A 25,289-nucleotide genomic window follows, 5' to 3' on the forward strand; every position below is an offset into this window, starting at 1 on the left:
GCTTGTCTAATGGCTTTGCAGCCACGCGCCAAGCCTCTTGCGATCGTCCTCCGTCATGCCGTGCTCGTTGCCGAGCGGCATGGCGGTGCCGTTCACCGCTTGCGCCATGATCTGCTGCTTGTGCGCGGCGAGCTGGTCCGTCGAGGTCAGCACCACGCCCTTGGGCGGCGCGTCGAAGCCGTCATGCGTCGGCTTGGCCGAATGGCAGGCGGCGCAGTGGCGCGCCGTCAGCGTCAGCACGTCGGCATCCGACACGGTGAGGCCGGGGTCGAGCTCGACCGGTCGCGGCGCGGTCATGACCAGCAGCACGCCGAAGGCCACCGCCGATGCCGGGATCGTCCAGGCGAACTTGCGGAACGGATCATGCGCCTCGTGCCGGTTGAGGAAATGGCGGATCGAGCCGCCAAGCAGCAGCACGAAGGCGACGAGGATCCAGCTGTGCGGATGGCTCGACAGCATCGGATAATGGTTCGAGACCATCATCAGCAGCACGGGCAGCGTCAGGTAATTGTTGTGCACCGAGCGCTGCTTGCCGATCGCGCCGAGGCGCGGATCCGGCTTCTCGTGCTTCAGGAGCGAGGCGACGATCTTCTTCTGGTTCGGGATGATCACGCCGAAAACGTTGACCGCCATGATCGTGCCGATGAAGGCGCCGACATGGATCAGCGCGCCGCGGCCCGAATAGACATGCGTGAACATGTAGGCGGCGCCGACGATCAGCACGAACAGGCAGACCGCGAGCAGCGGCGTGTTGCGGCCGATGATCGACTTGCAAAGCTGGTCGTAGATCACCCAGCCGCCGACGAGCGAGAGCATCGAGATGACGATCGCCTGCGACGGCAGCATCGGCAGGATCGACTTGTCGATCAGGAAGGTATTGGCGTTCCAGTAATACTGGACGGTCAAGAGCAGGAAGCCGGTGACCCAGGTGAGATAGGCTTCCCACTTATACCAGATCAGGTCGGACGGCAGCGCCGGCGGCGCGACCAGGTATTTCTCGACGTGATAGAAGCCGCCGCCATGCACTTCCCAGGCGGTGCCATAGACGCCCTCCTTCATCTGCTCGCGCTTCTTCAGCGAGAGGTCGAGCGCGATGAAATAGAAGGAAGTTCCAATCCAGCCGATGCCGACCACCATGTGGGCCCAGCGGATCAGGAGGTTCAGCCAATCGACGACGAATGCGGACATCAGGCGGGCTTCGGTCTCGTTGTGGTACCGGTTCCGAGCGAACTCGGACCCGCGCCGGGGCGCCGCGAGGCGGCGCGGACGGCGCAGGTCCTGCTAGGCGTGCGACAGCGGCCTATTTCGGCAGCTGGTCGTCGATGCCCTTGACGTACCAGTTCATGCTGAGGAGCGTGCCGTCGTCGAGGTTCTTGCCCTCGCCGATCGCCTCGGTGCCGTCCTGCTTGAAGATCGGCCCCTTGAACGGATGCAGCGTGCCGGCCTCGATCTCGGCCTGCGTCTTCTTGGCGGCGGCGACGACGTCATCCGGCAGGTTGGTGTAGTCCGCCATGTGCAGGATGCCGTCCTTCAGGCCGTCCCAGCTCTGCTCGGCCTTCCAGGTGCCGTCGAGCACCGCGTTGACGCGCTTGACGTAGTACGGACCCCAGGTGTCGATGATCGCCGTGTACTGCGCCTTGGGCGCGAACTTGTACATGTCGTGCGCCTGGCCGAAGCCGTGCAGGCCGCGCTCCTGGGCGATCTGCAGCGGCGCGGGCGAATCCGTGTGCTGGGTGATGATGTCGGCACCCTGGTCGAACAGCGCCTTGGCGGCGTCGGCCTCCTTGGCGGGATCGAACCAGGAATTGACCCAGACGACCTTGATCTTGAAGTCCGGGTTGATCGACTGCGCGCCGAGCATGAACGAATTGATACCCATCACCACTTCGGGGATCGGGAACGAGACGATGTAGCCGGCGACGCCGGACTTCGACTGCTTGGCCGCGATCTGGCCGGCGATGTAGCGGCCTTCATAGAAGCGCGCATTGTAGGTGCCGACATTCGGCGCCGTCTTGAAGCCGGTGGCATGCTCGAACTTCACGTTCGGGAACTTCGCGGCGACCTTGATGGTCGGATCCATGAAGCCGAACGAGGTCGAGAAGATGATCTGGCAGCCGGAACGGGCGAGGCGCTCCAGCGCGCGCTCGGCGTCCGGGCCCTCGGCGATGCTCTCGACATAGGAGGTCTCGACCTTGTCGCCGAGTTCCTTCTCGACCATCTGGCGGCCGACGTCGTGGCCCTCGCTGTAGCCGCCGTCATTGTGCGGACCGACATACATCCAGCATGCCTTCAGCTTGTCGGCCGCGTTGGCGGAACCGACGCCGATGGCCAGTGCAATCACCGCGGTCGCGGCGGTCAGAATGTGTTTCAAGGCCTGTTCCCCTCTGTACGTCTCGTTGTGCGATCCGACCCGTTCCGGATATCGCCGCGGATCGCTGCGGCATGTCCCGGCATGATGTTCCCTAGCGGTCGGGAACGAAAGATTGCCCGAGCGCCGCCGGGGTATTGGCCCGGACGAGCGCGCGGTTGCGCGAAATGATCACCAGCACGACGATCGTCGTGAGATACGGCAGCGCCGACAGGAACTGCGACGGCACACCGACGCCGAGCGCCTGGGCATGCAGCTGCAGGATGCTGACGCCGCCGAAGAGCAACGCGCCGATCAGCACGCGGCGCGGCAGCCAGGTGGCGAACACGACGAGCGCCAGCGCGATCCAGCCGCGCCCGGCCGTCATCGCCTGCGTCCATTGCGGCGTATAGACGAGCGACAGGTACGCGCCCGCGAGGCCCGAGCAGGCACCGCCGAACAGCACCGCCATGAAGCGGACGCGGATGACGCTGTAGCCGAGCGCATGGGCGGACGCGTGGCTGTCGCCGACGGCGCGCAGGATCAGCCCGCCGCGCATGCGGAACAGGAACCACGACACGCCGATGGTGATCGCGATGGCGAGATAGGTCAGCGGATCCAGGCGGAACAGCAGGCCGACGACGGGCAGGTCGCTGAGGACCGGGATCGAGACACGGGCAAGACCGGCGCCGGGCACGCCGACGAAGGCGTCGCCGATCAGGCCGGAGAGGCCGAGGCCGAACAGCGTCAGCGCCAGGCCGGAGGCGACCTGGTTGGCGACGAAGATCAGCGTCACGACACCGAACAGCGCCGCCATCGCCATGCCAGCGAAGATCGCGCCGAGGATGCCAAGGCCGAAGCTGCCGGTGGTGTGCGCCACGGCGAAGCCGACGACGGCGCCCATCGCCATCATGCCCTCGACGCCGAGGTTGAGGACGCCGGAGCGCTCGGTCACCAGTTCGCCGATCGCGGCGAAGAGCAGCGGCGTCGCCGCCGTGATGATCGTGAGCAGGATGCCTTCGAGCATGAGCGCGGTCATGACGCCACCGCCTGGGTCTGGGTGACGGGTCGGCGCACGATCTGCAGCCGGTAGAAGATGAAGCTGTCGCAGGCGAGCACGAAGAACAGCAGCATGCCCTGGAACACCCGCGTCGTCTGGTCGGACATGCCGAGCGCGATCTGCGCGCCCTCGCCGCCGAGATAGGAAAGCGCCAGCAGGAAGCCCGCGAAGATGGCGCCGATCGGGTTCAGCCGGCCGAGGAAGGCGACGATGATGGCGGTGAAGCCATAGCCGGGCGACACGGTGGTGCGCAGCTGGCCGACCGGTCCCGCGACCTCGCAGACGCCGGCGAGACCGGCGAGCGCGCCTGAGATCAGGAAGGTCAAAAGCACCATGCGGCTCTGGCTGAAGCCGGCGAAGGCCCCTGCCCGCGGCGCCTGGCCGAGCACGCGGATCTGGAAACCCGTCTTGGTCCAGCGCATCAGGAACCAGGCGGCGAAGGCTGCGATGAAGACGAAGAGGATGCTGATGCGGATATTGGTGCCAAACAGCATCGGCAGCAGCTGGTCGCCGTCGAACGGCCGGCTGTCCGGGAAATTATGCCCGGCCGGATTGCGCCAGGGACCGCGCGCCAGCCAGTCGAGGAAGAGCTGCGCCACATAGACCAGCATCAGGCTGGTCAGGATCTCGTTGGTGCCGAAGCGGATCTTCAGGAGCGCCGGGATCGCCGCATAGGCCATACCGCCGAGGATGCCGAGGATCAGCATGGCCGGCAGGATGAACGGTCCCTGCCAGTCCGGGAAGAAGATCGGCAGGAACGAGCCGGCGATGGCGCCGGCCGCGATCTGGCCCTCGGCGCCGATGTTCCAGGTGTTGGAGAGGAAGCAGAGCGACAGGCCGATCGCGATCAGGATGATCGGCGTCGCCTTGGCGATCAGGTCCTCGATCGACCACATCGCCGTCAGCGGCTCGACGAAGAACACGTAGAGGAACTTGCCGTAATCGGAGAAGCCGCGCCCGAGCGCCCCCGCCAGGCCGCCGGAATCGGGCGCCGACAGGTCGGTCGCGACGACGCGCCAGACGATGACGATCAGCGCCCCGCCGATCAGCGTCAGAAGCAGCGCCAGGAGTGGCGACAGATAGGCCATGGCGGCGGATCGCTCGCCACGGCGGACCAGTTCAATGCGCATGCACAGCCCCCCGGCCCGTCATCGTCGGCTCGCCGACACCGCCCATCAGCAGGCCGATTTCCTCGCGCGTCAACCCGGAGGTCGGCCGCGACGGCGAAAGATGTCCCTTCGAGATCACCGCGACGTGGTCGGCGATCTCCAGCACCTCGTCGAGATCCTGGCTGATCACCAGGATCGCCGAGCCCGCCCGCGCCAGGTCGATCAGCGCCTGCCGGATGATCGCCGCCGCGCCGGCGTCGACGCCCCAGGTCGGCTGGCTGACGACGAGCACGCCGGGCTGGCGGTCGATCTCGCGGCCGACGACGAATTTCTGCAGATTGCCGCCCGAGAGCGAACCCGCTTCCGGATCCGGCGCGCCCTTGCGGACGTCGAAGGAGCGGCTGATGCGATCGGCCAGCTCCCGCGCGTTATCCGGGCTGATGACGCCGCCGCGCAGCAGCCGATCGCCGGTGGCGTGGCGCGTCAGCAGCACGTTGTCCGAGAGTTTCATACGCGGCACGGCGCCATGGCCCATGCGTTCCTCCGGCACGAAGGCGGCGCCGAGCCGCCGCCGCGCCGTGACGCCGAGCGCGCCGCACGGCTTGCCGTCGATCGAGACCGCGCCGGCGTTCGCCGCCTGGCGCTCGCCGGAGAGCGCGTCAAAGAGTTCGCCCTGGCCGTTGCCGGCGATGCCGGCGATCGCCATCACCTCGCCCGCCTTGACCTCCAGCGAGATCGCATGGAGCGGAACCGCGAAGGGATGCGGCTGCGGCAGGGACAGGTCCCGCACGGCGAGCCGCGTCTTCGCGTTCTGCGGCGGCGGGATGTCGGCCGTCAGGCTGCGCACCTCGGCGCCGACCATCATGGTCGCGAGCCGCGCCGCCGTCTCCTGCTGCGGATCGCACTCGGCCACCACCTTGCCGTGACGCAGGATCGTCGCGTGATGGCAGATGCGCTTCACCTCCTCGAGGCGGTGGCTGATGTAGAGCACGGCGCAGCCGCGCTCCGTCAGCTTGTCGAGCGTCAGGAACAGATCGTCGGCCTCCTGCGGCGTCAGCACCGAGGTCGGCTCGTCCATGATGATGAGCTCGGGGTTCTGCAGCAGGCAGCGCACGATCTCGACGCGCTGCCGTTCGCCGACCGAAAGATCGGCGATCACCGAGTTCGGATTGAGCGGCAGGCCGTATTCGGCCGAGATGGTCTCGATCTCGCGCGAGAGCGCCGCGCGGCTCTTCCGGTCCGACAGCGCCAGCGCAATGTTCTCGACGACGGTCAGCGCCTCGAACAGCGAGAAATGCTGGAACACCATGCCGATGCCGAGTTTTCGCGCGGCGGAGGGGCTGGAGACGCCGACAGGCTGGCCCTTCCACTCGATCCGGCCCTCGGTCGGCTGCAGCGAGCCGTAGAGGATCTTCACCAGGGTCGACTTGCCGGCGCCGTTCTCGCCGAGCAGCGCGTGGATTTCGCCCGGGCGGATCAGAAGATCGATGGCGTCGTTCGCCTTGAACGTGCCGAACAGCTTGATGATGCCGATCGCCCGCAGCAGCGGCGCGCCTCCGGGACGCTGCCGTCCCGTTCCCGCGCTACCTGCCCCACCTCTGATAAGCTCCACCTCAGCGCCCCCTCGATCCACGCTTCGCCTGACCGGCCTGCCCCTCAGCCCCGTCCGCGAGTGCCTGCCGTATTGCCTCGTCGCGCACCAGTAGATCGGCGGCGACCGACGCTGCAATAGCGGCCGGCAGCTTCGACCGGATCCCGTCAACGCCGATCGGCGAAACGAGACGGTCGATCTCCTCCCTCGCAAGACCCGCGCCAGAAAGCTGGCTGGAGAAGCGGGCGCGCTTGGTTTCGCTGCCGATCAGCCCGACATAGGAGAAATGCTGGCCTTTCAGCGCCTTCGCGACGATGGCTAAATCGAGCGCGTGGCTGTGCGACATCACCAGCACGAAGCTTTCCGGCGGCGCGCCGTCGAGCGTCGCCGGCGTGTCTTCAGGCTGCACGCAGCGCACATTGGCGGGAACATGCTGTGGAAAGGCGTCCGGCCGCGGGTCGATCCAGACGACGCGGAACGGCAGCGGCGCCAGCGCCAGCACCAGCGCGCGGCCGACATGACCGGCGCCGAACAGGTAGAGAAGCCGCCGGTCCTCGCCAAATCCTTCCTCGATGACGCCATGATCGATCAGGACGGAGCCGATGCCGACGCTGCCGCCCTCGTCGAGGCTCCGGTGCAGCTTGCCGTCCGATTCCTGCGCCGCGCGGGTGCGGAACGGCCCTGTCGTCTCCGCCTCGGCGAGCTCCGCCACCTCCTGGCGGCGCGAGCGGTCGAACACTTCGAGCGCGAGGTCGACGCGCCCGCCGCAGCACTGGCCGAGCTCCGGCCCGAGCGCGATGCGGCGGTTCTCATAAAAATGCGGCAGCGGCCGCGCCAGCGCCGCCTGAAGATCGGCGATTGCCCGCCATTCGAGCGTGCCACCACCGATTGTGCCAAAAAAAGAGGCATCCGGCAGCACGACGATGCGGGCACCGGCCTCGCGAGGGGCCGAGCCGCGCGTCTCCACCACCGTCGCCATGGCTGCCTTGCCGTGCCGATCGATCGCTTCGAGAAGGCGCTGCCAGACCAGCATGCTCTATCCTGTCGCCGTCATCCCTCGAACCGCCCGCATGATCGCCTCCGGCGTCGCCGGCGCGTTGAGGGCGGGCATCACGCCCGGTTTCAAGCTCGCGATCGCATTGTTGATCGCGCAGAAGACCGAAATGCCGAGCATCAGAGGCGGCTCGCCCACGGCCTTCGACTTAAAGATAGTGTCTTCGCGCGGCCCTTCCGACTGGAAAAGCTCGACCTTGAAATGCTCGGGAATGTCGGACGCGGCCGGGATCTTGTAGGTCGAGGGTGCGTGGGTGCGCAGCCGCCCCTGCTTGTCCCAGACCAGCTCCTCGGTCGTCAGCCAGCCCATGCCCTGCACGAAGCCGCCCTCGATCTGGCCGATGTCGAGCGCCGGGTTCAGCGACTTGCCGACATCGTGCAGCACGTCGACCCGCTCGACCTTCATCTCTCCCGTCATCGTGTCGATCGTGACTTCCGAGCAGGCGGCGCCATAGGCGAAATAGAAGAACGGCCGGCCCTCGGCCTTGTCGCGGTTCCAGGCGATCTTCGGCGTCTTGTAGTAGCCGGCGGCCGAAAGCTGCACACGCTCGACATAGGCGGCGTTGGCGAGCTCGGCCAGGCTCATCACGTGATTGCCGAAGATGACCTGGTTGTCGCGGAACGAGACCTGCTGGCGGCGGACGTGCCACTTTTCCTCGATGAAGGCGTAGAGCCGGTCCTTGATGATGTTGCAGGCGTTGAGCGCCGCCATCGCGTTCAGATCGGTGCCGGAGGAGGCCGCCGTCGGCGAGGTGTTCGGCACCTTGTCGGTCCGCGTCGCTGTGATCGCCACCTTGCCCATGTCGACGCCGAACGCCTCGGCCACCACCTGCGCCACCTTCTGGAACAGCCCTTGCCCCATCTCGGTGCCGCCATGGTTCAGGTGCAGCGAGCCGTCGCGGTAGAGATGCACCAGCGCGCCGGCCTGGTTCAGCATCATCAGCGTGAACGAGATGCCGAACTTGACCGGCGTCAGCGCCAGGCCGCGCTTCAGGATCCGGCTGCCGGCGTTCCAGGCCGTGATCTCCTCGCGACGGGCGCGATAGTCGCTCGTCCGCTCCAGCTGGCCGACCAGCTCATGCAGCAGATTGTCGGTGACCTGCATGCCGTAGGGCGTGTGGTCGCGACCGCTCTTGTAGAAATTGTCCTTGCGGACATCGAGCGGATCCTTCTGCAGCGTGTAGGCCAGATGATCCATCATCCGCTCGGCGAACAGCATGCCCTGCGGGCCGCCGAAGCCGCGGAAGGCCGTGTTCGAGACGGTGTTGGTGCGGTAGCGCCGGGTCAGGATGCGGCAGGTCGGATAGAAATAGGAATTGTCGGAATGGAACATCGTCCGGTCGACGACGCCCATGGACAGATCCTCCGAATGGCCGCAGCGCGCGTTGAGCGCGACGTCGACGGTGCGCAGGATGCCGTCCCGGGTGGCGCCGACGCGGTACTCGACATCGAACTCGTGCCGCTTGCCGGTCATGATCATGTCGTCGTCGCGGTCGAGCCGGAACTTGCAGGGGCGACCGGTCTTCACCGCCGCCACGGCCGCGAGCACCGCCCATTGCGAGGCCTGGCTCTCCTTGCCGCCGAAGCCGCCGCCCATGCGGCGGATCTCCACCGTCACGGCGCTCGACGGGACATGCAGCGCATGCGCGACCAGATGCTGGACCTCGCTCGGATGCTGGGTCGAGGAATAGACATGCATCTCGCCCGCCTCGCCCGGCACCGCCATGGCAATCTGGCCTTCGAGATAGAAATGCTCCTGCCCGCCGATGCTGAAGCTGCCTTCGAGCCTCAGCGGCGCGGCCTGGAAGCTCATCTCGACGTCGCCGCGGCCGAAGGAATATTCCGGCAGCACGGTTTCGGTCGCCTCGGCGACAGTCACGACCGGCGTCTCGGCGACGGTGGTGAACTTGGCCTTCTTGGCGGCGCGCCGCGCCTGGTCGCGCGTCTCCGCGACGACGACGAACACCACCTGGCCATGGAAGCGGACGCGCCCCTCGGCGAGCGCGGGATCGTCGCCGATCAGCTTCGGGCTGACGTCGTTGCTGCCCGGAATATCCGCCGCCGTCAGCACGGCGACGACGCCGGGCGCCGCCCGCACCGCGTCGAGATCGAGCGCGGTGATCTCGCCGCAGGCGATCGGCGCGTAGCCCGGCGCGATGTGCAGCGTGCCGGACGGCTCGCGTATGTCATCGATATAGGCGGCAGCGCCCGTCACATGGCGCGGCGCGCTGTCATGCGGCAACGGCTTGCGAACGACGGTGAGGTCGGCATCGGCGACGACGGGGGGCTTATTCAGCAGCATGGACGTAACCCTCCCGCCTGCCGACGAGACGCGTGCGCGAGCTCGGGGTTCCGGCTGCCTCGAGCAGGGCCTTGCCGAGCAGCGCATGCGCCGTCTCGGCCCGGTAGCTGGCGCTGGCGCGATGGTCGTCCATCGGCGCGAAATCCTCGCGCAGCGCCTCGAACGCCTTGGACCAGGCGGCCGCGTCGCGGATGCCCGCCCCCTGCAGCGCCGCTTCCGCGCCCTTGGCCCGCTTCGGAATGCCGGCCATGCCGCCATAGGCGATGCGCGCTTCCTGGATCACGCCCTGATCGTCGAGCGTGAAGCGGAAGGCGCCCATCACCGAGGAGATGTCCTGGTCGAAGCGCTTGGTCACCTTGTAGCAGCGGAAGACCTGGTCCGCCCGGAGCTTCGGGATCAGCATGCCGGTGACGAACTCGCCCGCCGCGCGGTTCTGCTTGCCGTAGTCGATGTAGAAATCCTCGACCGCCATGACGCGCGCCCGGTCGCCGCGCCGCAGTTCCATGCTCGCGCCGAGCACGATCAGCGCTGGCGGCGTGTCGCCGATCGGCGAGCCGTTGGCGACATTGCCCACGACCGTGCCGCGCGCCCGCACCTGCTTCGAGCCGATGCGCCGGAACAATTCGCCGAGATCGGGATCGATGCCCCGCATGAAGGGCTCGACCGCGGCATAGGTCGCGGCGGCGCCGATCAGGACCTCGCGGCCGGTATCCTCGATGCCGTCGAGCCCGCGGACACGGCCCAGATGAATGATCTTCGGCAGTTCGCGCAACTGCTTGGTGATCCAGAGGCCGACATCGGTGGCGCCGGCCACCAGCACCGCGTCGGGATGCTGCGCATAGAGCGCCGCCAGCCCGTCGATCGAGGCCGGGGCGGCGAAGAAGCGTTGGTCGTCGCCGATGAAGACATCCCGCTCATCGGTGATGAAATCGAGGATGCCGGCCATGTCCTCGACCGTCTTGCGGAACTTGTCGTCGCGCGGCGCGGCGCAGACCGAAAGACCCGCCTCGACGATCGGCCGGTAGCCGGTGCAGCGGCACAGATTGCCGGCAATGGCATTGTTGATCTCGTCGCGATCGACCGGCCCCTCGGTGCCCTGGTAGAGCGCGAACAGGCTCATGACGAAGCCGGGCGTGCAGAAGCCGCATTGCGAGCCGTGCTTCTCGACCATCGCCTGCTGGATCGGATGCAGCGTCGGACCGTCGGCGAGATCCTCCACGGTCACGATCTCGCTGCCGTCGACCATGCCGAGCAGCTGGATGCAGGCGTTGACGGGCTCGTAGACGACCTTGCCGCCGCGCGAACGCCCGATCGCCACGGTGCAGGCGCCGCAATCGCCCTCGCCACAGCCCTCCTTGGTGCCCGTCGATCCCTCGCTCAGGCGCAGATAGTCGAGCAGCGTCGTCATCGGATCGACCTTGCCGATCTCGACGATCTTGCCCCGGCGAACGAAGCGGATGGATTCACGCATGCTGATCAACTGCCCCGATAGGTGGAATAGCCGTAGGGCGAGATCAGCAACGGCACGTGATAGTGCTCCGATGGCGCGCCGATGCCGAAGCGGATCGGGATGACGTCGAGGAAGAGGGTCGCCGGCAGCGCCGCCCCGGTGCCGCGCAGATAGTCGCCGGCATGGAAGAGGAGCTCGTAATGGCCCTCCTCCAGCGCCGCGCCTTCGAGCAGCGGCCCGTCGACCCGGCCATCGGCGTTCGTCGTGACGGATTTCACCAGCGTGGCGGCGGAACCGATGCGGTAGAGGTCGATCTTCATTCCTGCCGCCGGACGACCGGCGGCGGTATCGAGAACATGCGTGGTGAGGCGGCCCATTTCCGTTCCATTCCAGTACGTACCAGGCGTCCGACCTTGGACGAACCATAGGGAAATGCCTAAGGCTTGATCAAATGGATTCTTTGATCAATTGGTGCAGCTTATCGTGGCAACTGCGCCTCGCAACGCAAAGATGATGCCATCCCCGACTGCATGGCGGCGCGGCGCGAGTGTCTGGCTGTTGAGATGGCTCGAGGATGAGCTGATCGGGCCGTGCCACCCTCCGCCGTCATCCCGGCGAAGGCCGGGATCCAGAGACACCGGCCTGTGGCTGATGGGCTGAGCCAAGCTACCCTGGTCGGTGTTTATGGGCCCCCGCCTCCGCCGGGGCGACGGTGCGCTGCCCATAGGCGGTGGGCTGCATGGCGGCGTCCGTGTTCTGCAAAGATCTCACACAGTGTCTGGCCCGCAATGCAGGGACGCTCTCCCTACACCTCTCCCTGAGGGAGAGGTCGACGGCCGCAGGCCGGCGGGTGAGGGTTTACGGCCTCACCGGATGGCTCCCTAAACCCTCACCCGGCTCTTCGAGCCGACCTCTCCCTCAGGGAGAGGTGAAGAGCAGCGGATCGAGCGGGAAGATCGGGCTCGCTTGTTGAACGACGAGCCAAACACCGATCAAGCAGGCTGACTGGCAGCCCGGTCTTTCAGGGGATCAGGACGACGGAGCCGGTCGTGTGGCGGCCTTCCAGCGCGCGCTGGGCGTCGGCCGCGTCGGCGAGCGCGAAGGTCTGCGGCTCGGCCACGACCACCTTGCCGGACAGGATGACGTCGAAGAGGTCCCTCGCCGCCTCGACCAGCTCGGACCGTTCCGCGACATAGGCGCCGAGCGACGGGCGCGTCGCGTAGAGCGAGCCCTTCTGGTTCAGGATGCCGATGCTGAAGGGCGGCACGGCGCCCGAGGCATTGCCGAACGACACCCAGGTTCCGCGCCGCTTCAGGCAGTCGAGCGAGGCCGGGAATGTGTCCTTGCCGACCGAGTCGTAGACGACATCGACCTTGGCGCCGCCGGTGATCTCGCGCACGCGTTCGACGAAATCCTCCGTCCGGTAGTTGATGACGTGGTCGCAGCCGAGGCTCGTGGCGATCTCGGCCTTCTCGGCCGAGCCGACCGTGCCGATCACGGTGGCGCCGAGCGACTTCGCCCATTGCGTCGCGATCTGGCCGACGCCGCCGGCGGCGGCATGGAACAGAATCGTGTGCTCCGGCCCGACGCGAAAAGTCTCGCGCAGCAGGTAGCGCACCGTCAGCCCCTTCAGGATCGAGGAGGCCGCAATGGTGTCGCTGATGCCGTCGGGAATCGCGACCAGGCGGTTGGCCGGGGCGAGCCGCTGCTCCGCATAGGAACCGATCGGATCGGCGTAGCCAACCCGGTCGCCGACCTTGAACTCGGTGACGCCCTCGCCGACCGCCTCGACGACGCCGACGCCCTCGCTGCCCGGCACGAACGGGAACGCTGCCGGCGCCGGATAGAGGCCGGAGCGGATGTAGGTGTCGACGAAATTGAGGCCGATCGCCGTGTGGCGGAGCCGAACCTGCCCGGCCGCCGGCGCGCCGACCTCGATCGTGTCGAAGGAGAGCACTTCGGGGCCGCCATTCGACGTAACCCGGATCGCCCGGACGCTCACTGCCTCAACCATGGTCGTTCTCCGATGTGTCTCGCGCCGTTAATAAGCCTAGCAGCCGATCATCTTGCCGAAGAAACGAGCAACGATCTAGGCTACTTCCGCCGCCGCGCGCTTGCCGGCCGGCACCTTCGTGCTCGCCGGCTTGCGCGGCCGCACTTCGCCGGAAAGCCAGAGGCTCATCACGGCTGCCAGCAGCAAGGTCGCCATGCCCATGCGGTATCCGCCGAACTGGGCGACGAAGCCGACCATCGGCGGTCCGAGCAGGAAGCCCGAGAACGACAGCAGCGAGAGCGCCGCGACGTTGACGGCGGGCGGGCCTTCCCGCGAGGCGGCCGCGGTAACCGCGAGCGGGAACACAATCGAGACGCCGAAGCCGGTGGCCGCCGCGCCGACGATCACCATGAACGGGTCGACCGCGAGGACCATGACCAGCAGGCCGGCCAGCGCCACCGTGCAGCAGACCCTCGCCATCTTCACCGCGCCGTAGCGCATGGACAGCCAATCGCCTACCAGGCGGCCGAACGCCATGACGAGGCTGAAGGCGGTCAGCGCATAGCCGGTAGTCGGCGGCTGCGAACCAAACACGTCGCGCAGGTAGATGGCGCTCCAGTCGATGATGCCGCCCTCGACCAGCAGCATTCCGAAAGCGAACAGGCAGAGCAGCACGATCTTGGGCGACGGGAGGACGAAGTGCGGCGTCTTCTCCTTGGGCGCGTCGTCGTCTTCGGCCGTCTGGACCGGCGGCAGGCGCGATGCCAGCGCCTCGCCGATAAGCAGAACACCGATCACGACGATGATCATGTGAACGCCGGTCGACAGGCCGTAGGTGGCAGCGAGCGATCCGGTGATGCTGCCGCCCATCAGGCCGAAGCTCCAGAAGGCGTGGCAGCGCGACATGACCGTGCGGCCGATGGCGCGGCCAATCCGGTCAGCCGTCACGTTGAGGGCAACCTCGAGCGGTCCCATGCCGAGGCCGACGAGCACGAGGGCCAGGAAGAGCAGCGTCGGCGTGGTGGCGAAACCCGGCAGCAGCAACGGCGCGAGCAGGAGCGGAAAGCCGATCTTGATCGCGCGGCGCGGGCCGAGCCACTCGACCACGGCGCCGGAAAACGCCATCGAGGTGACGAGGCCCAGCGGCACACCGAGCAGGCAGAGCGCCAGCGTCGCCGGCTCCATTCCGAGCTTGTGCTGGACGTCCGGAATGCGGATCAGCCAGTTCGACATCGAGGTGGAATAGAAGAAGAACAGCGCCATGATGAGGCGCGCGGACGCGAAGGAAAGGCCCATGACACACTGTCGTAGCTGGTGGTGGAGCGCAGCCTCGGCCGCGACAAGCGCCATCCGACGATGCCGCCTTGCTCAGGATCAACCGTTGTAAAGGCGGTCCCGCGGCGTTGCAACCGGTTCTAGAACCGATTCAAGTCACGCCGGATAATCCTTTCCCGGCCGCGCCGTCAGGTCGCCCTGGCGTTTCGCTTTGCCGCGACGTTGAGCATCTCGACGACCGCCGAGAACGCCATCGCGGCATAGAGATAGCTGCGCGGAATATGGAAGCCGACGCCGTCGGCGATCAGCGCCGCGCCGATCATCAGCAGGAAGGCGAGCGCCAGCATCTTGGTCGTCGGATGCTTCTCGATGAAGGCCGAGATCGGGCCGGAAGCGATGTACATGACGATCATCGCGACGACGACGGCGGCGATCATGATCTCGAGATGCTCGGCCATGCCGATCGCGGTGACGATCGAATCGACCGAGAAGACGATGTCGATGACGATGATCTGCGCCACGATGGCGGCGAAGCCGACCTGGATCGGCCCCTTGGCGCCCTCGTCATGGCCCTCGACGCCCTTGTGGATCTCGTGCGTCGCCTTGAACACCAGGAACAGGCCGCCGGCGAGCAGGATCAGATCCCGCCACGAGAAAGGATGCTCGAACGCCGTGAAGACAGGCGCGGTCAGCCCGATCAGGAACGACAGCACCATTAGCAGCAGAATACGGAAGATGAGCGCCAGCGACAGGCCGATCTGGCGGGCCCGCTTCGCCTGCGCCGCCGGCAGGCGGGAGACGAGGACGGAAATGAAGACGACGTTGTCGATGCCGAGGACGATCTCCATGACGGAAAGCGTCAGGAAGCTCATCCAGGCGGCCGGCTGAAAGAGAAGATCCACGTTCATCCGTCGCCCCCGCCTCGCCTGTGACTAGTGCGTCTGGTCGCGTTCTCTGCACGCGAACCGGTATCCGCTTCGCTCGAATGCGCTCTAGCGGGCCGACCGAGGCCGTGTGGCCTGCAGGGCCGCGCCGATGAAGGTCAGATAGATCGTCGTCAGGCCGAGGCCTGCGAGCACGAACTGATTCGGCCGCAACCCGGCGATCAGCGCGAACAACGAGAAGATCGCCCAGCCGAGCGTCATGAGCAAGGTCAGCGGCCGGAGCCGCTCGACCCGGACCGGATGCACGAACTCGACCGGCGCGAAGGTCAGCACCGCCAGCGCCACGATGACGAAGGCCGAGAAGGCTGGCGGCGGCGCGAACACCATCAGGACGAAGACGACCATGTTCCAGACGGCCGGGAAGCCGCGGAAGCCGTATTCACGCGTCTTCATCCGCGTGTCGGCGAAGTAGAGCGCGCCGACGACCGCGACCAGAATGGCGGACGGCGTCGCCAGAAACTGCGGCATTAGGCCCGCCTGGGCCAGGATCATCGCGGGAATGAAGACATAGGTCGTGTAGTCGATGACCATGTCGAGAATGCCGCCGTCGAACCACGGCACCCGCTCGCCGACGCGCACGTTGCGCGCGAGCGGACCGTCGACGCCGTCGACGAACAAGGCCACGCCGAGCCAGAGGAAGGTCTCGACCCAGGCGCCGCGCATGACGGCGAGCGCCGCCAGAAGCGCGAATCCGGCGCCGCTCGCCGTAAGGAGATGAACGGCCCAGGTCTTCGTCTTCGGCATGAGGCTCCCCTGCTGCATCGACCGCCCGCACAGGCTGTGCGGCCGCATCCAGCGCCCAACGACACATCCACAGTCGATACGTGCTCGCAGGCGGGCTTGCAATAGCCTCTGCGGCGTCCTGTCCTGCGACATCTGACAGGATTGTTCACCTGCTTGCATACAAGCACCATGCGCTGGTTGCAGGAGTATCGCATGCTAGGCTTTTCGCCCGTATCCGCGACCATCGGAGGCGCCCTCATCGGCGCCGCCGTCGGCTTGCTATGGATCGTCAACGGCCGCGTCGCTGGCATCTCGTCGATTTTCGGCATGGCCCTGTTCGGCCGCCTGCGCGACCTGCCCTGGCGGCTGCTGTTTCTCGCCGGCCTGCCACTCGGCGCGGCGATCGGCTTCGCGCTCGGCCCGGACATGATCAAGGACGCCGCCGCCGACCTTCCCGAGATGGACCTCGGCCCGCTCGGCCTCGCCGTATCGGGGCTGCTCGTCGGCATCGGAACCGGATTGGCGCGCGGCTGCACCTCCGGTCACGGCGTGTTCGGCCTGGCGCGGCTCTCGCCCCGCTCGATCATCGCCGTCCTGGTCTTCATGGCGGCGGCCATCGTCACCGTCTTCATCGTGAGGCATGGCCCATGAATCAACGGCCCGTGAATCAACGCCCCGTTCTCTTTCATGCCGGTGCGCTCGCGGCCGGGCTGCTGTTCGGCATGGGACTGGCGATCTCGCGCATGATCGATCCGGCCAAGGTGCAGGCGTTTCTCGACATCGCGGCGATCCGGACGGGCGGCTGGGATCCGAGCCTCGCCTTCGTGCTCGGCGCCGCCGTGCTCGTCAACATGGGCGCGCTCAGGATCGCCCATCGGCGCCGGCAGCCTCTCGCCGCGACCGTCTATTCGCCGCCCGGCGCGAAGGCCGTGGACTGGCAGCTCATCACCGGATCCGCGCTGTTCGGCGTCGGCTGGGGGCTCTCGGGCCTCTGCCCCGGCCCTGCGATCGCCGATATCGCTTTCTCGCTGCCCGAAATTCTGATCTTTCTCGTCGCCATGGCGGTGGGCTGGGGCGGCGTGTACATGACACGGCGGCTCGGCGCACCCGCCGACAGCAAAACGCAGGCCTCACCATGACCGAACCAATTCGCGATGTCGCCGTCGTCGGCGCAGGCCCCGCCGGACTGGTCGCCGCGCTTCTGGCGCGTTCGCACGGGGCTTCCGTGACGCTGGTGGCGCCCAAGGCGCCGCCGCGCGACGAGCGCACCGTCGCCATGCTCGGCGCCTCGGTCGAAATCCTGCAGCAGGCCGGCGTCTGGCCGGCGCTCGCCGACAAGGCGGCGCCGCTGCGCACAATGCGAATCGTCGACGGCACCCGCCGCCTGATCCGCGCCCCGCTGGTCGAGTTCCACGCCCATGAGGTCGGCCGCGAGGCGTTCGGCTACAACATCCCCAACGCCGTGCTGGTCGAGGCGCTCGACGCGGCGCTGGACGAGGCCGGCGTCGAGCGCGTCACGGCCTTCGCCTCCGACATCCGCCCGGAGGACGATTTCGTCACCATCGACACTCCGGGCCAGGGTTCGATCCGGGCCAAGCTGGTCGGCGCCGCCGACGGACGGCGCTCGCGCGCCCGCGACGCCGCCAACCTTTCCGTGCGCAGCTGGTCCTATCCGCAGGCGGCGCTGGTAGCCAACATCAGCCACAGCCTGCCGCATGACGACGTCTCGACGGAATTCCATACCGAGACCGGGCCCTTCACCATCGTGCCGATGCCGGGGCTGCACTCGGCCATCGTCTGCGTCGAGAGCCCGGCCGAGGCCGAGCGGCTCTCGAAGCTCGACGACGAGGCGTTGGCGGCCGAATTCGAGCGGCGCGCCCATTCGATCCTCGGCAAGATCACGCTGCGCGGTCCGCGCCAGGTCTTCCCCCTCTCGGGCCAGACGGCGCGGCATTTCGCGGCCCGCCGGATCGCGCTGATCGGCGAGGCGGCGCATGTCTTCCCGCCGATCGGCGCACAGGGCCTCAATCTCGGCCTGCGCGACGCGGCGGCGTTCGCAACCATCGTCCGCGATCATGCCGCGGATCCGGGCAGCGCCTCGGCCATGGCCGCCTATGACCGGGCCCGCGCCGGCGATATCCTGTCGCGCACCACGGCCGTCGACGCGCTCAACCGGACGCTGCTGACGGATTTCCTGCCGATCCAGGCGTTGCGCGGGATCGGCCTCTATGCGATCGACCGGGTGCCGATGCTGAAACGCGTCGTGATGCGCCAGGGTCTCGCGCCACGGGTTTGACAGAAAGCCGGCGCAGACTCGCTGGTGTTACGGGTGACGCGGGCGTGGCAGCGTGGCTTCTGCCCCCGCAGAGAGGGCACAGACCATGGTTCAGCCGCGCATAGCAAAATTCCAGATCGGGCAGATCGTCCGCCACCGGACGCATCCGTTCCGGGGCGTGGTTTTCGATGTAGACCCCGTCTTCGACAATACCGAGGAATGGTGGGACGCGATCCCGGCCGATGCCAGGCCGTCGAAGGATCAGCCGTTCTATCACCTGCTCGCCGAGAATTCGGAGACGGAATACGTCGCCTATGTCTCGGAGCAGAACCTCCTCGCCGACGACAGCGAGGAGCCGCTTCGCCATCCGAAGCTGCGCGAGCACTTCAAGGAGCGGCGCGGGCAGGTCTACGTGTCGACGAAGGTCGGCGGCCTGAACTAGCAAGCCGTCCACGGGCTTTGATCGCATCGCGCTGAGCTCCGGTCGAGCCTGGCCGATCGACCAGCGCCGTCATCATCCTGAGGTGCTTCGCGTAAGCGAAGCCTCGAAGGAGGGGCCAGCGGCGCACTCCAGTTTGTAGGCGAAGTCTGGCCAAATCCCCCGCGGCGTTCCCTGGACCCTCCTTCGAGGCCCGGCTTCGCCGGGCACCTCAGGATGATGGTCCAGTTCTGGAATGTCGTCCGGCATCAGCCGCCACCCCAAACGAAAAAGGGCGCGTCCGTGGACGCGCCCTTTTCACATTCGGGAAGCTGCGGCCTACTCGGCGCCGCGTTCCTTGTTCTGCTGCTCGATGAGCTTCTTGCGGTTCTCTTCGGCGTTCTTCTGCAGCTGATCCTGCAGCGCGTCGCGGCGAGCCTTGCCGGCGGCGCGGTCGAGACCCTCACCGTCGATCACCTTGGTGAAGCCGGCGAGCGAGAACGGGAACACCATCGGCTTGCCCTGCGGGTTCAGCGAGATGGCGGTGACCTTGTTGCCCTTCTTCATCGCAGCGATGAAGGAAGCGTCGACCTCGGCCTGGGCGTAGCAGACGCTCGGCTCGCAGACGACATACTTGAGCTCGGCCGGCTTGTTCTGGTCGACCTGGACGCGCAGGCCCGGCTGGATCAGCTGACCGGTCAGGACGACGGCGGTCAGCGCGATCTTCGGCTCGCCCTCGAGCTGGCGGATCTGCAGCGAAGAGATGAACTGGTTCGTCTCGGCGCGGAGTTCCTGCGAGGTGATGCAGAGCTTCTTCTTGGACTGCGGATCCTGACCGCATTCCTTGACCCACGGCGAAACCGGAGGCTGAGCGGCGGCGGCAGCGGCCGGAGCCTTCGCCGCATCGGCGGGCGCCGCCGCGTCCTGGGCGTAGGCGACCGGCGCAGACAGAGCCATGGCCAGCGCGACGGCAGCCAGATGCGGCACCCGAACCAGACCAGAATTCCAACGATGCGACATCGAGCGTGTCCTTGCGTTTATCTCAAACCCTGCGCTTCGGTGACCGACGGTTAACCTGCGTTGTCGCAGGCTGGCCGCGCGCCGAGGCTGGATGACCAGCAAATGAGGCGACACGGTGACGGAGACGCTGTGGCGCATCAATAGCCGGACACAGCAACGATTTCTAGCTGGCACAAGATTGCCCCAGTGGCCGTGCTACGGTTTTTTTCATCGATTCGTTGCCCGAGCCCCTTTCGGGAGGAGTTTTCTATGCCGATCGGCTTTTTCGGGCCCAGGTCCGCTCTCTTCGCCGCGTCCGCCGTCGCCGCGATATGCTTCGCCGGCATGGCAGCGGCCGAGCCGCGCCACGGGCTGGCGATGCATGGCCAGCCGCGGCTGCCGGCCGGCTACACCCACCTGCCCTATGCCGATCCGGATGCGCCGAAGGGCGGCAGAATCACCTACGCCTTTGTCGGCAGCTTCGACAGCCTCAACCCCTTCATCGTGAAGGGTGCCGAGACGACCGCGCGCGGCATCTGGGATGTCTCGCTCGGCAACAACGTGTTCGAGGCGCTTTTGGCGCGCAACCGCGACGAGGCCTTCTCCCTGTACGGCCTGCTCGCCGAGAGCGTGGAGGTCCCCGAAGACCGCAGCTCCATCACCTTCAACCTGAATCCAAAGGCGCATTTCTCCGACGGCGTGCCGGTGACGCAGGACGACGTGATCTTCTCGCTGGAGATCCTGCGCGAGAAGGGGCGGCCGAACTACCGGTCCTGGTATTCGAAGGTGAAGTCGACCGAGAAGATCGGCGAACACGGCGTCAAAATGAACTTCGGCGACGGCGCGGATCGCGAGCTGCCGCTGCTGCTCGGCCTGATGCCGATCCTGCCCAAGCACGCCACCGACATCGAGAATTTTGACCGCTCGACCCTGAAGCCGCTGATCGGCAGCGGTCCCTACACGATGGGCGAGATCCGGCCCGGCCAGAGTTTCGAGCTGAAGCGCGACCCGAACTACTGGGGCAAGGACCTTCCGATCAAGCGCGGCTTCGACAATTTCGACACGATCCGGATCGACTATTATCGCGACCGCAACGCCATGTTCGAGGCGTTCAAGAAGGGGCTCTACGACGTCAACGCCGAGGCCGACCCCGCCAACTGGCGCAACGGCTACAATTTCCCCGCCGTCACGGATGGCCGCGTGATCAAGGAAGGCGTCGAGACCGGCCTGCCCAAGGGCATGCTGGGCTTCGCCATGAACACGCGCCGGCCGGCCTTCCAGGATATCCGCGTCCGTAAGGCGCTCGCCTCGCTGTTCGATTTCGAATGGGTCGACCGCAACCTGTTCTTCGACGCCTACAAGCGCAACGCCAGCTATTTCGAGGGCTCGGAGCTCTCCTCGATCGGCATCCCGGCCTCCGACAAGGAAAAGGCGCTGCTGGCGCCCTTCCCCGACGCGGTCGAACCGGATGTGCTGGACGGCAGCTATCGTCCCGCCGTCAGCGACGGCTCGGGCGGCGATCGCAAGCTGCTGCGCGCCGCGCTCGAGCTCCTGAAATCGGCAGGCTACGAGCTCAAGGGCAACACGCTCTTCAACGTCGAGACCGGCCAGCCGTTCACCTTCGAGCTGCTGCTCAAGGATCGCGAACAGGAGCGCGTCGGCCTCGCCTTCGCCCGCACGCTGGCCCGCATCGGCATCAAGGCGTCGATCCGCACGGTCGATTCGGCGCAGTACGAGCGGCGCGTCCAGGAATTCGATTTCGACATGATCCCGGCGTCATGGGTGGCGTCGCTTTCGCCCGGCAACGAGCAGAACTATCGCTGGTCCAGCGCCCAGGCCGAAGTGCCCGGCTCGTACAATTATGTCGGCGCCAAGAGCCCGGTGATCGACGCGATGCTGAAGGCGATCCTCGCCGCCGAGGAGCGCACGGATTTCATCGAAACCGTGCGGGCGCTCGACCGCGTTCTGATCTCGCAATATTACGTCGTGCCGCTCTACTACCTGCCGGAACAATGGGTCGCCCGCTGGTCGCGCGTCGGCCATCCGGACAAGCAGTCGGTCAGCGGCTACACCTACCCGACCTGGTACGCGACGCCGGCGAAGTGACATCTACGGTCACCTGACGGCGTCGTCCCAAGCTCGTCGTCATCCCGGACGCAGCGAAGCGGAGATCCGGAATCCATCCATCAGCAGCGCTGCCGTTGGTGGCCTGGCGCAGCAGTGTCCGAACGGCGAAGGCAGCGCCTCACGCCGCCTTCTTGTTGGCCTCTTCCGCCATGCGCGCCAGCTGGGTCAGGATCACCGCCGTGCCCTTCAGGCGCTGTTCCGGCTTCTCCCAGTCGCGGATCAGCACGATCTTCTGGTCGGGCCGGACCTTGGCCAGGCTGCCCTGCTCGCCGATGTAGCGGATCAGGCCGGCCGGGTTGGCGAAGGTCGAGTTGCGGAAGGCGATGACGATGCCCTTCGGGCCGGCGTCGACCTTCTCGACATTCGCCTTGCGGCAGAGCGCCTTGATGTAGACGATCTTCAGAAGGTGCTCGACCTCGTCCGGCAGCGGACCAAAGCGATCGATCAGCTCCGCGCCAAAGCCGTCGATCTGCTCCGGCTCGTCGAGATCGCCGAGGCGGCGATAGAGCGACAGGCGGAGCTGCAGATCCGGCACATAGGTTTCCGGCAGCATGACCGGCGTGCCGACGGTGATCTGCGGCGACCAGCGACCGTCGGCCTCGTGCTCCTCGGCACCGCCATCGCGCAGTGCGGCCACGGCCTCTTCCAGCATCTGCTGGTAGAGCTCGAAGCCGACTTCCTTGATGTGGCCCGACTGTTCCTCGCCGAGCAGGTTGCCGGCGCCGCGGATGTCGAGGTCGTGACTCGCGAGTTGAAAGCCGGCGCCGAGCGTATCGAGTGACTGCAGCACCTTGAGGCGGCGATCCGCCATCGCCGTCAGCCGCTTCTCGGCCGGCACGGTGAACAGAGCATAGGCACGCGTCTTCGAGCGGCCGACGCGACCGCGCAGCTGGTAGAGCTGCGCCAGGCCGAACATGTCGGCGCGGTGCACGATCAGCGTGTTGGCGGTCGGGATGTCGAGGCCGGATTCGACGATCGTCGTCGAGAGCAGAACGTCATAGGCGCCCTCGTAGAAGGCCGTCATGATGTCCTCGAGCTCGGTCGGCGGCATCTGGCCATGCGCGATCGCGACCTTCACCTCCGGCACGAATTTTTCCAGGAACTCCTTGCGGTCGGCGAGATCCGAGAGCCGCGGGCAGACATAGAAACTCTGGCCGCCGCGATAGCGTTCGCGTAAGAGCGCCTCGCGCACGACGAGCGCGTCGAAGGGCGAGATGAAGGTGCGGACCGCCATGCGGTCGACCGGCGGCGTGGTGATCAGCGACAGCTCGCGCACACCGGTCAGCGCCAGCTGCAGCGTGCGCGGGATCGGCGTCGCCGAGAGCGTCAACACATGCACGTCGGCGCGCAGTTCCTTGAGGCGCTCCTTGTGCTTGACGCCGAAATGCTGCTCCTCGTCGATGATCAGCAGGCCGAGATCCTTGAACTCGATGCCCTTGCCGAGCAGCGCATGCGTGCCGACGACGATGTCGACCTGGCCTTCCTTGATGCCCTTCTTGGTCTCTGCCAGATCCTTGGTCGAGACGAGGCGCGAGGCCTGCTCGACGCGGATCGGGAAACCGGCGAAACGGTTCGAGAACGTCCGGAAATGCTGGCGCGACAGCAGCGTCGTCGGCACGACGACCGCGACCTGCTTGCCGCTCATCACCGCGACGAAGGCGGCGCGCAGCGCCACTTCCGTCTTGCCGAAGCCGACATCGCCGCAGATCAGGCGGTCCATCGGCGTGCCGGCGCCGAGATCGGAGATAACAGCCTCGATCGCCGCGAGCTGGTCTTCCGTCTCCTCATAGGGGAAGCGGGCGGCGAACTCGTCATAGAGGCCGTCGGCCGGCGCCAAGGGCTCGGCATGGCGCATGGCGCGCTGCGCGGCGACCTTGATCAGCTGCCCCGCCATGTCGCGGATGCGCTGCTTCAGCTTCGCCTTGCGCGCCTGCCAGGCGACGACGCCGAGCTTGTCGAGCGTCGCCTCGGCGTCTTCCGAGCCGTAGCGCGACAGCAGCTCGATGTTCTCGACCGGCAGATAGAGCCGGTCGCCGCCGTGATAGAGGATTTCCAGGCAGTCATGCGGCGCGCCGGCCGCCGTGATCGTCTTCAGCCCGCTGAAACGACCGATGCCGTGGTCGACATGGACGACGATGTCGCCCTCGGAAAGGCCGGTCACCTCGCTCAGGAAATCGGACGCGCGCTTCGAGCGCTTGCGCGGGCGGACCAGGCGATCGCCCAGTATGTCCTGCTCGCCGATGACAACCATGTCGGGCGTTTCGAAGCCCGCCTCGAGGCCGAGCACGCCGAGGCCGACGACGCCCTTGGCGAGCTTCTCCGTGCCGGTCCAGTCCTCGATCCGCTCGACCCGCTTCAGGCCGTGATCGTCGAGCACCTGCGCCAGGCGATCGCGCGCACCATCGCTCCAGGAGGCGATGACGACGCGCTTCTTCTCGCGCAGGCCGGCGATATGGTTGATGACGGCGTCGAACACGTTGACGTCGCCGGCGGTGCGCTCGGCCGCGAAGGTGCGCCCGTGCCGCCCGCCGAGATCGACCACCATGGTGTCGTCGGGCTCGGCGAAGGGCGTCATGCGGAGCAGCGGCGCCAGCTTCTCGCGGGCCTTCCACTCGTCCTGCGTCAGGTAAAGCTCGCCGGGCGGCACCGGGCGATAGGGCACGCCGCCCTGCCCCTGCCCCATGGCGCTCTTGCGGGCGTCATAGTGGTCGACGATGTCGTCGAAGCGCTCGGCGATCGCCTCCTCGACCAGATGGTCGAGCACCACCGGCGCGCCCGGCACATAGTCGAACAGCGTGTCGAGCCCGTCGACGAAGAGCGGCATCCAGTGCTCGACGCCGGTATAGCGGCGGCCCTCGCTGACCGACTGGTAGAGCAGGTCCTCGCGGTCGGTGGCGCCGAACAGCGCCACATAACGCTCGCGGAAATGGGCGATCGCCTGCGGCGACAGCACCAGCTCGCTCATCGGCACGAGGTCGAGCCGCTTCTTCTGCGCGATGGTGCGCTGGCTCTCGACGTCGAAGGAGCGGATCGAATCGACGGTATCGCCGAAGAAATCGACGCGGACCGGCTCCTCCTGGCCCGCGGCGAAGAGATCGATGATGCCGCCGCGCACGGCATATTCGCCGGCCTCGCGCACGGTCGAGGTGCGCAGGAAGCCGTTGTCCTCGAGCCAGCCGGTCAGCTTGTCCATGGAAAGCTGGTTGCCGCTGGCGATCGAAAGGCTCTGGCGCGCCACCTGCTCGCGGCGCGGCAGGCGCTGCACGGCGGCGTTGACGGTGGTGAGCACGACGAGCGCGCGGCCTTTCACCGGCTGATGGTGCGCGAGATAGGAGAGCGCCGCCATGCGCCGCGCCACGACGGCGGTGTTCGGCGACACGCGGTCATAGGGCATGCAGTCCCAGGCGGGAACCGCGACCACCTCGGTGCCCGGCGAGAAGAAGCGCATCGCCTGTTCGAGATCGGCCATGCGGTTGCCGTCGCGGGCGATGACCAGGACGTAGGGCAGGTCCTCGCGCGCCGCGAGCGCCGCGATATCGGCCACGACCTTGCCGTCAAAGCCGTCCGGAACGCCGGAAAGGACCGTCGACGGACGGCCGAAGATGTATTTGAACTGGACCATT

At 67.0% G+C, this 25,289-nt stretch carries 20 protein-coding genes; 5 read left to right on the forward strand and 15 right to left on the reverse strand.

Translation table 11 applies throughout. The features are described 5' to 3' along the window. Window positions 1-6 precede the first annotated feature (6 nt). The 13 genes from AC6HZP_RS13270 to AC6HZP_RS13330 all read right to left on the reverse strand — a co-directional run bounded on the left by AC6HZP_RS13270 (window position 7) and on the right by AC6HZP_RS13330 (window position 15,868). Window positions 7-1,188 (reverse strand): urate hydroxylase PuuD, encoded by a 1,182-nt coding sequence (locus AC6HZP_RS13270; RefSeq protein ID WP_497523256.1) that lies wholly within the window; start codon window positions 1,186-1,188, stop codon window positions 7-9. Window positions 1,189-1,300: 112 nt separating this feature from the next. After that, entirely contained in the window at window positions 1,301-2,371 is a 1,071-nt protein-coding gene (locus AC6HZP_RS13275; RefSeq protein ID WP_497523257.1) for a BMP family ABC transporter substrate-binding protein, read from the reverse strand. A gap of 91 nt (window positions 2,372-2,462) precedes the next feature. Then, the gene (locus AC6HZP_RS13280) at window positions 2,463-3,374 is read right to left on the reverse strand and encodes an ABC transporter permease (RefSeq protein WP_201404456.1); all 912 of its coding nucleotides are present in this window, start codon (window positions 3,372-3,374) and stop codon (window positions 2,463-2,465) included. An 8-nt stretch (window positions 3,375-3,382) separates the two neighbouring features. Continuing rightward, entirely contained in the window at window positions 3,383-4,537 is a 1,155-nt protein-coding gene (locus AC6HZP_RS13285) for an ABC transporter permease (RefSeq protein ID WP_497523258.1), read from the reverse strand. Continuing rightward, window positions 4,527-6,119 (reverse strand): ABC transporter ATP-binding protein, encoded by a 1,593-nt coding sequence (locus AC6HZP_RS13290; protein WP_497526803.1) that lies wholly within the window; start codon window positions 6,117-6,119, stop codon window positions 4,527-4,529. Before AC6HZP_RS13290 ends, AC6HZP_RS13285 begins: the two co-directional genes overlap by 11 nt. 10 nt (window positions 6,120-6,129) lie before the next feature. Next, complete coding sequence (xdhC, locus tag AC6HZP_RS13295; RefSeq protein WP_497523259.1) at window positions 6,130-7,140, reverse strand: xanthine dehydrogenase accessory protein XdhC; 1,011 nt, start codon at window positions 7,138-7,140, stop codon at window positions 6,130-6,132. A 3-nt stretch (window positions 7,141-7,143) separates the two neighbouring features. Further along, window positions 7,144-9,462: a xanthine dehydrogenase molybdopterin binding subunit gene (gene xdhB / locus AC6HZP_RS13300; RefSeq protein ID WP_497523260.1), complete on the reverse strand. Its 2,319-nt coding sequence runs from the start codon at window positions 9,460-9,462 to the stop codon at window positions 7,144-7,146. Beyond that, entirely contained in the window at window positions 9,449-10,933 is a 1,485-nt protein-coding gene (gene xdhA / locus AC6HZP_RS13305; RefSeq protein ID WP_497523261.1) for a xanthine dehydrogenase small subunit, read from the reverse strand. Before xdhA ends, xdhB begins: the two co-directional genes overlap by 14 nt. Window positions 10,934-10,938: 5 nt before the next feature. Further along, a complete protein-coding gene (gene uraH / locus AC6HZP_RS13310; RefSeq protein ID WP_497523262.1) occupies window positions 10,939-11,289 on the reverse strand; it encodes a hydroxyisourate hydrolase in 351 nt (116 codons plus the stop codon). Window positions 11,290-11,933: 644 nt separating this feature from the next. Next, the gene (locus AC6HZP_RS13315; RefSeq protein ID WP_497523263.1) at window positions 11,934-12,926 is read right to left on the reverse strand and encodes a quinone oxidoreductase family protein; all 993 of its coding nucleotides are present in this window, start codon (window positions 12,924-12,926) and stop codon (window positions 11,934-11,936) included. Window positions 12,927-13,001: 75 nt separating this feature from the next. Then, window positions 13,002-14,201, reverse strand: a complete 1,200-nt coding sequence (locus AC6HZP_RS13320) for an MFS transporter (RefSeq protein ID WP_497523264.1) — start codon at window positions 14,199-14,201, stop codon at window positions 13,002-13,004. A 167-nt stretch (window positions 14,202-14,368) separates the two neighbouring features. Next, window positions 14,369-15,088: a TerC family protein gene (locus AC6HZP_RS13325; protein ID WP_201404009.1), complete on the reverse strand. Its 720-nt coding sequence runs from the start codon at window positions 15,086-15,088 to the stop codon at window positions 14,369-14,371. A gap of 84 nt (window positions 15,089-15,172) precedes the next feature. Continuing rightward, window positions 15,173-15,868: a CDP-alcohol phosphatidyltransferase family protein gene (locus AC6HZP_RS13330; RefSeq protein WP_201404010.1), complete on the reverse strand. Its 696-nt coding sequence runs from the start codon at window positions 15,866-15,868 to the stop codon at window positions 15,173-15,175. A gap of 192 nt (window positions 15,869-16,060) precedes the next feature. Between AC6HZP_RS13330 and AC6HZP_RS13335 the strand changes: the two genes are divergently transcribed. The 4 genes from AC6HZP_RS13335 to hspQ all read left to right on the forward strand — a co-directional run bounded on the left by AC6HZP_RS13335 (window position 16,061) and on the right by hspQ (window position 18,564). Then, entirely contained in the window at window positions 16,061-16,498 is a 438-nt protein-coding gene (locus AC6HZP_RS13335; protein ID WP_497523266.1) for a YeeE/YedE family protein, read from the forward strand. An 11-nt stretch (window positions 16,499-16,509) separates the two neighbouring features. Beyond that, window positions 16,510-16,986 (forward strand): DUF6691 family protein, encoded by a 477-nt coding sequence (locus AC6HZP_RS13340; protein WP_497523267.1) that lies wholly within the window; start codon window positions 16,510-16,512, stop codon window positions 16,984-16,986. Next, window positions 16,983-18,143: a UbiH/UbiF family hydroxylase gene (locus tag AC6HZP_RS13345; protein ID WP_497523268.1), complete on the forward strand. Its 1,161-nt coding sequence runs from the start codon at window positions 16,983-16,985 to the stop codon at window positions 18,141-18,143. Before AC6HZP_RS13340 ends, AC6HZP_RS13345 begins: the two co-directional genes overlap by 4 nt. An 85-nt stretch (window positions 18,144-18,228) precedes the next feature. Next, a complete protein-coding gene (hspQ, locus tag AC6HZP_RS13350) occupies window positions 18,229-18,564 on the forward strand; it encodes a heat shock protein HspQ (RefSeq protein ID WP_201404014.1) in 336 nt (111 codons plus the stop codon). A gap of 315 nt (window positions 18,565-18,879) precedes the next feature. Here the strand turns inward: hspQ and AC6HZP_RS13355 are convergent, their stop codons facing one another. Further along, window positions 18,880-19,560 carry an invasion associated locus B family protein gene (locus tag AC6HZP_RS13355; RefSeq protein WP_201404015.1) on the reverse strand — a complete coding sequence of 227 codons (681 nt, stop codon included), beginning with the start codon at window positions 19,558-19,560 and terminating at the stop codon, window positions 18,880-18,882. A gap of 249 nt (window positions 19,561-19,809) precedes the next feature. On the opposite strand from AC6HZP_RS13355, the gene AC6HZP_RS13360 reads away from it, so the two are divergent. Then, on the forward strand, window positions 19,810-21,645 hold the full coding sequence (locus AC6HZP_RS13360; protein ID WP_497523269.1) for an extracellular solute-binding protein: 1,836 nt from the start codon (window positions 19,810-19,812) through the stop codon (window positions 21,643-21,645). A 139-nt stretch (window positions 21,646-21,784) separates the two neighbouring features. Here the strand turns inward: AC6HZP_RS13360 and mfd are convergent, their stop codons facing one another. Then, complete coding sequence (gene mfd, locus AC6HZP_RS13365; protein ID WP_497523270.1) at window positions 21,785-25,288, reverse strand: transcription-repair coupling factor; 3,504 nt, start codon at window positions 25,286-25,288, stop codon at window positions 21,785-21,787. Window position 25,289: the final 1 nt, after the last annotated feature.

Source organism: Kaistia sp. SLG-1 (genome assembly GCF_059699055.1).

Bases quoted from the DNA above. Each gene is read 5' to 3' on its own strand.
- AC6HZP_RS13360 (WP_497523269.1), top strand. From the start codon at position 19,810: ATGCCGATCGGCTTTTTCGGGCCCAGGTCCGCTCTCTTCGCCGCGTCC.
- AC6HZP_RS13320 (WP_497523264.1), bottom strand. From the start codon at position 14,201: ATGGGCCTTTCCTTCGCGTCCGCGCGCCTCATCATGGCGCTGTTCTTC.
- AC6HZP_RS13280 (WP_201404456.1), bottom strand. From the start codon at position 3,374: ATGCTCGAAGGCATCCTGCTCACGATCATCACGGCGGCGACGCCGCTG.
- AC6HZP_RS13325 (WP_201404009.1), bottom strand. From the start codon at position 15,088: ATGAACGTGGATCTTCTCTTTCAGCCGGCCGCCTGGATGAGCTTCCTG.
- AC6HZP_RS13285 (WP_497523258.1), bottom strand. From the start codon at position 4,537: ATGCGCATTGAACTGGTCCGCCGTGGCGAGCGATCCGCCGCCATGGCC.
- hspQ (WP_201404014.1), top strand. From the start codon at position 18,229: ATGGTTCAGCCGCGCATAGCAAAATTCCAGATCGGGCAGATCGTCCGC.
- AC6HZP_RS13355 (WP_201404015.1), bottom strand. From the start codon at position 19,560: ATGTCGCATCGTTGGAATTCTGGTCTGGTTCGGGTGCCGCATCTGGCT.
- AC6HZP_RS13330 (WP_201404010.1), bottom strand. From the start codon at position 15,868: ATGCCGAAGACGAAGACCTGGGCCGTTCATCTCCTTACGGCGAGCGGC.
- AC6HZP_RS13345 (WP_497523268.1), top strand. From the start codon at position 16,983: ATGACCGAACCAATTCGCGATGTCGCCGTCGTCGGCGCAGGCCCCGCC.
- mfd (WP_497523270.1), bottom strand. From the start codon at position 25,288: ATGGTCCAGTTCAAATACATCTTCGGCCGTCCGTCGACGGTCCTTTCC.
- AC6HZP_RS13270 (WP_497523256.1), bottom strand. From the start codon at position 1,188: ATGTCCGCATTCGTCGTCGATTGGCTGAACCTCCTGATCCGCTGGGCC.
- AC6HZP_RS13315 (WP_497523263.1), bottom strand. From the start codon at position 12,926: ATGGTTGAGGCAGTGAGCGTCCGGGCGATCCGGGTTACGTCGAATGGC.
- AC6HZP_RS13335 (WP_497523266.1), top strand. From the start codon at position 16,061: ATGCTAGGCTTTTCGCCCGTATCCGCGACCATCGGAGGCGCCCTCATC.
- uraH (WP_497523262.1), bottom strand. From the start codon at position 11,289: ATGGGCCGCCTCACCACGCATGTTCTCGATACCGCCGCCGGTCGTCCG.
- xdhA (WP_497523261.1), bottom strand. From the start codon at position 10,933: ATGCGTGAATCCATCCGCTTCGTTCGCCGGGGCAAGATCGTCGAGATC.
- xdhC (WP_497523259.1), bottom strand. From the start codon at position 7,140: ATGCTGGTCTGGCAGCGCCTTCTCGAAGCGATCGATCGGCACGGCAAG.
- xdhB (WP_497523260.1), bottom strand. From the start codon at position 9,462: ATGCTGCTGAATAAGCCCCCCGTCGTCGCCGATGCCGACCTCACCGTC.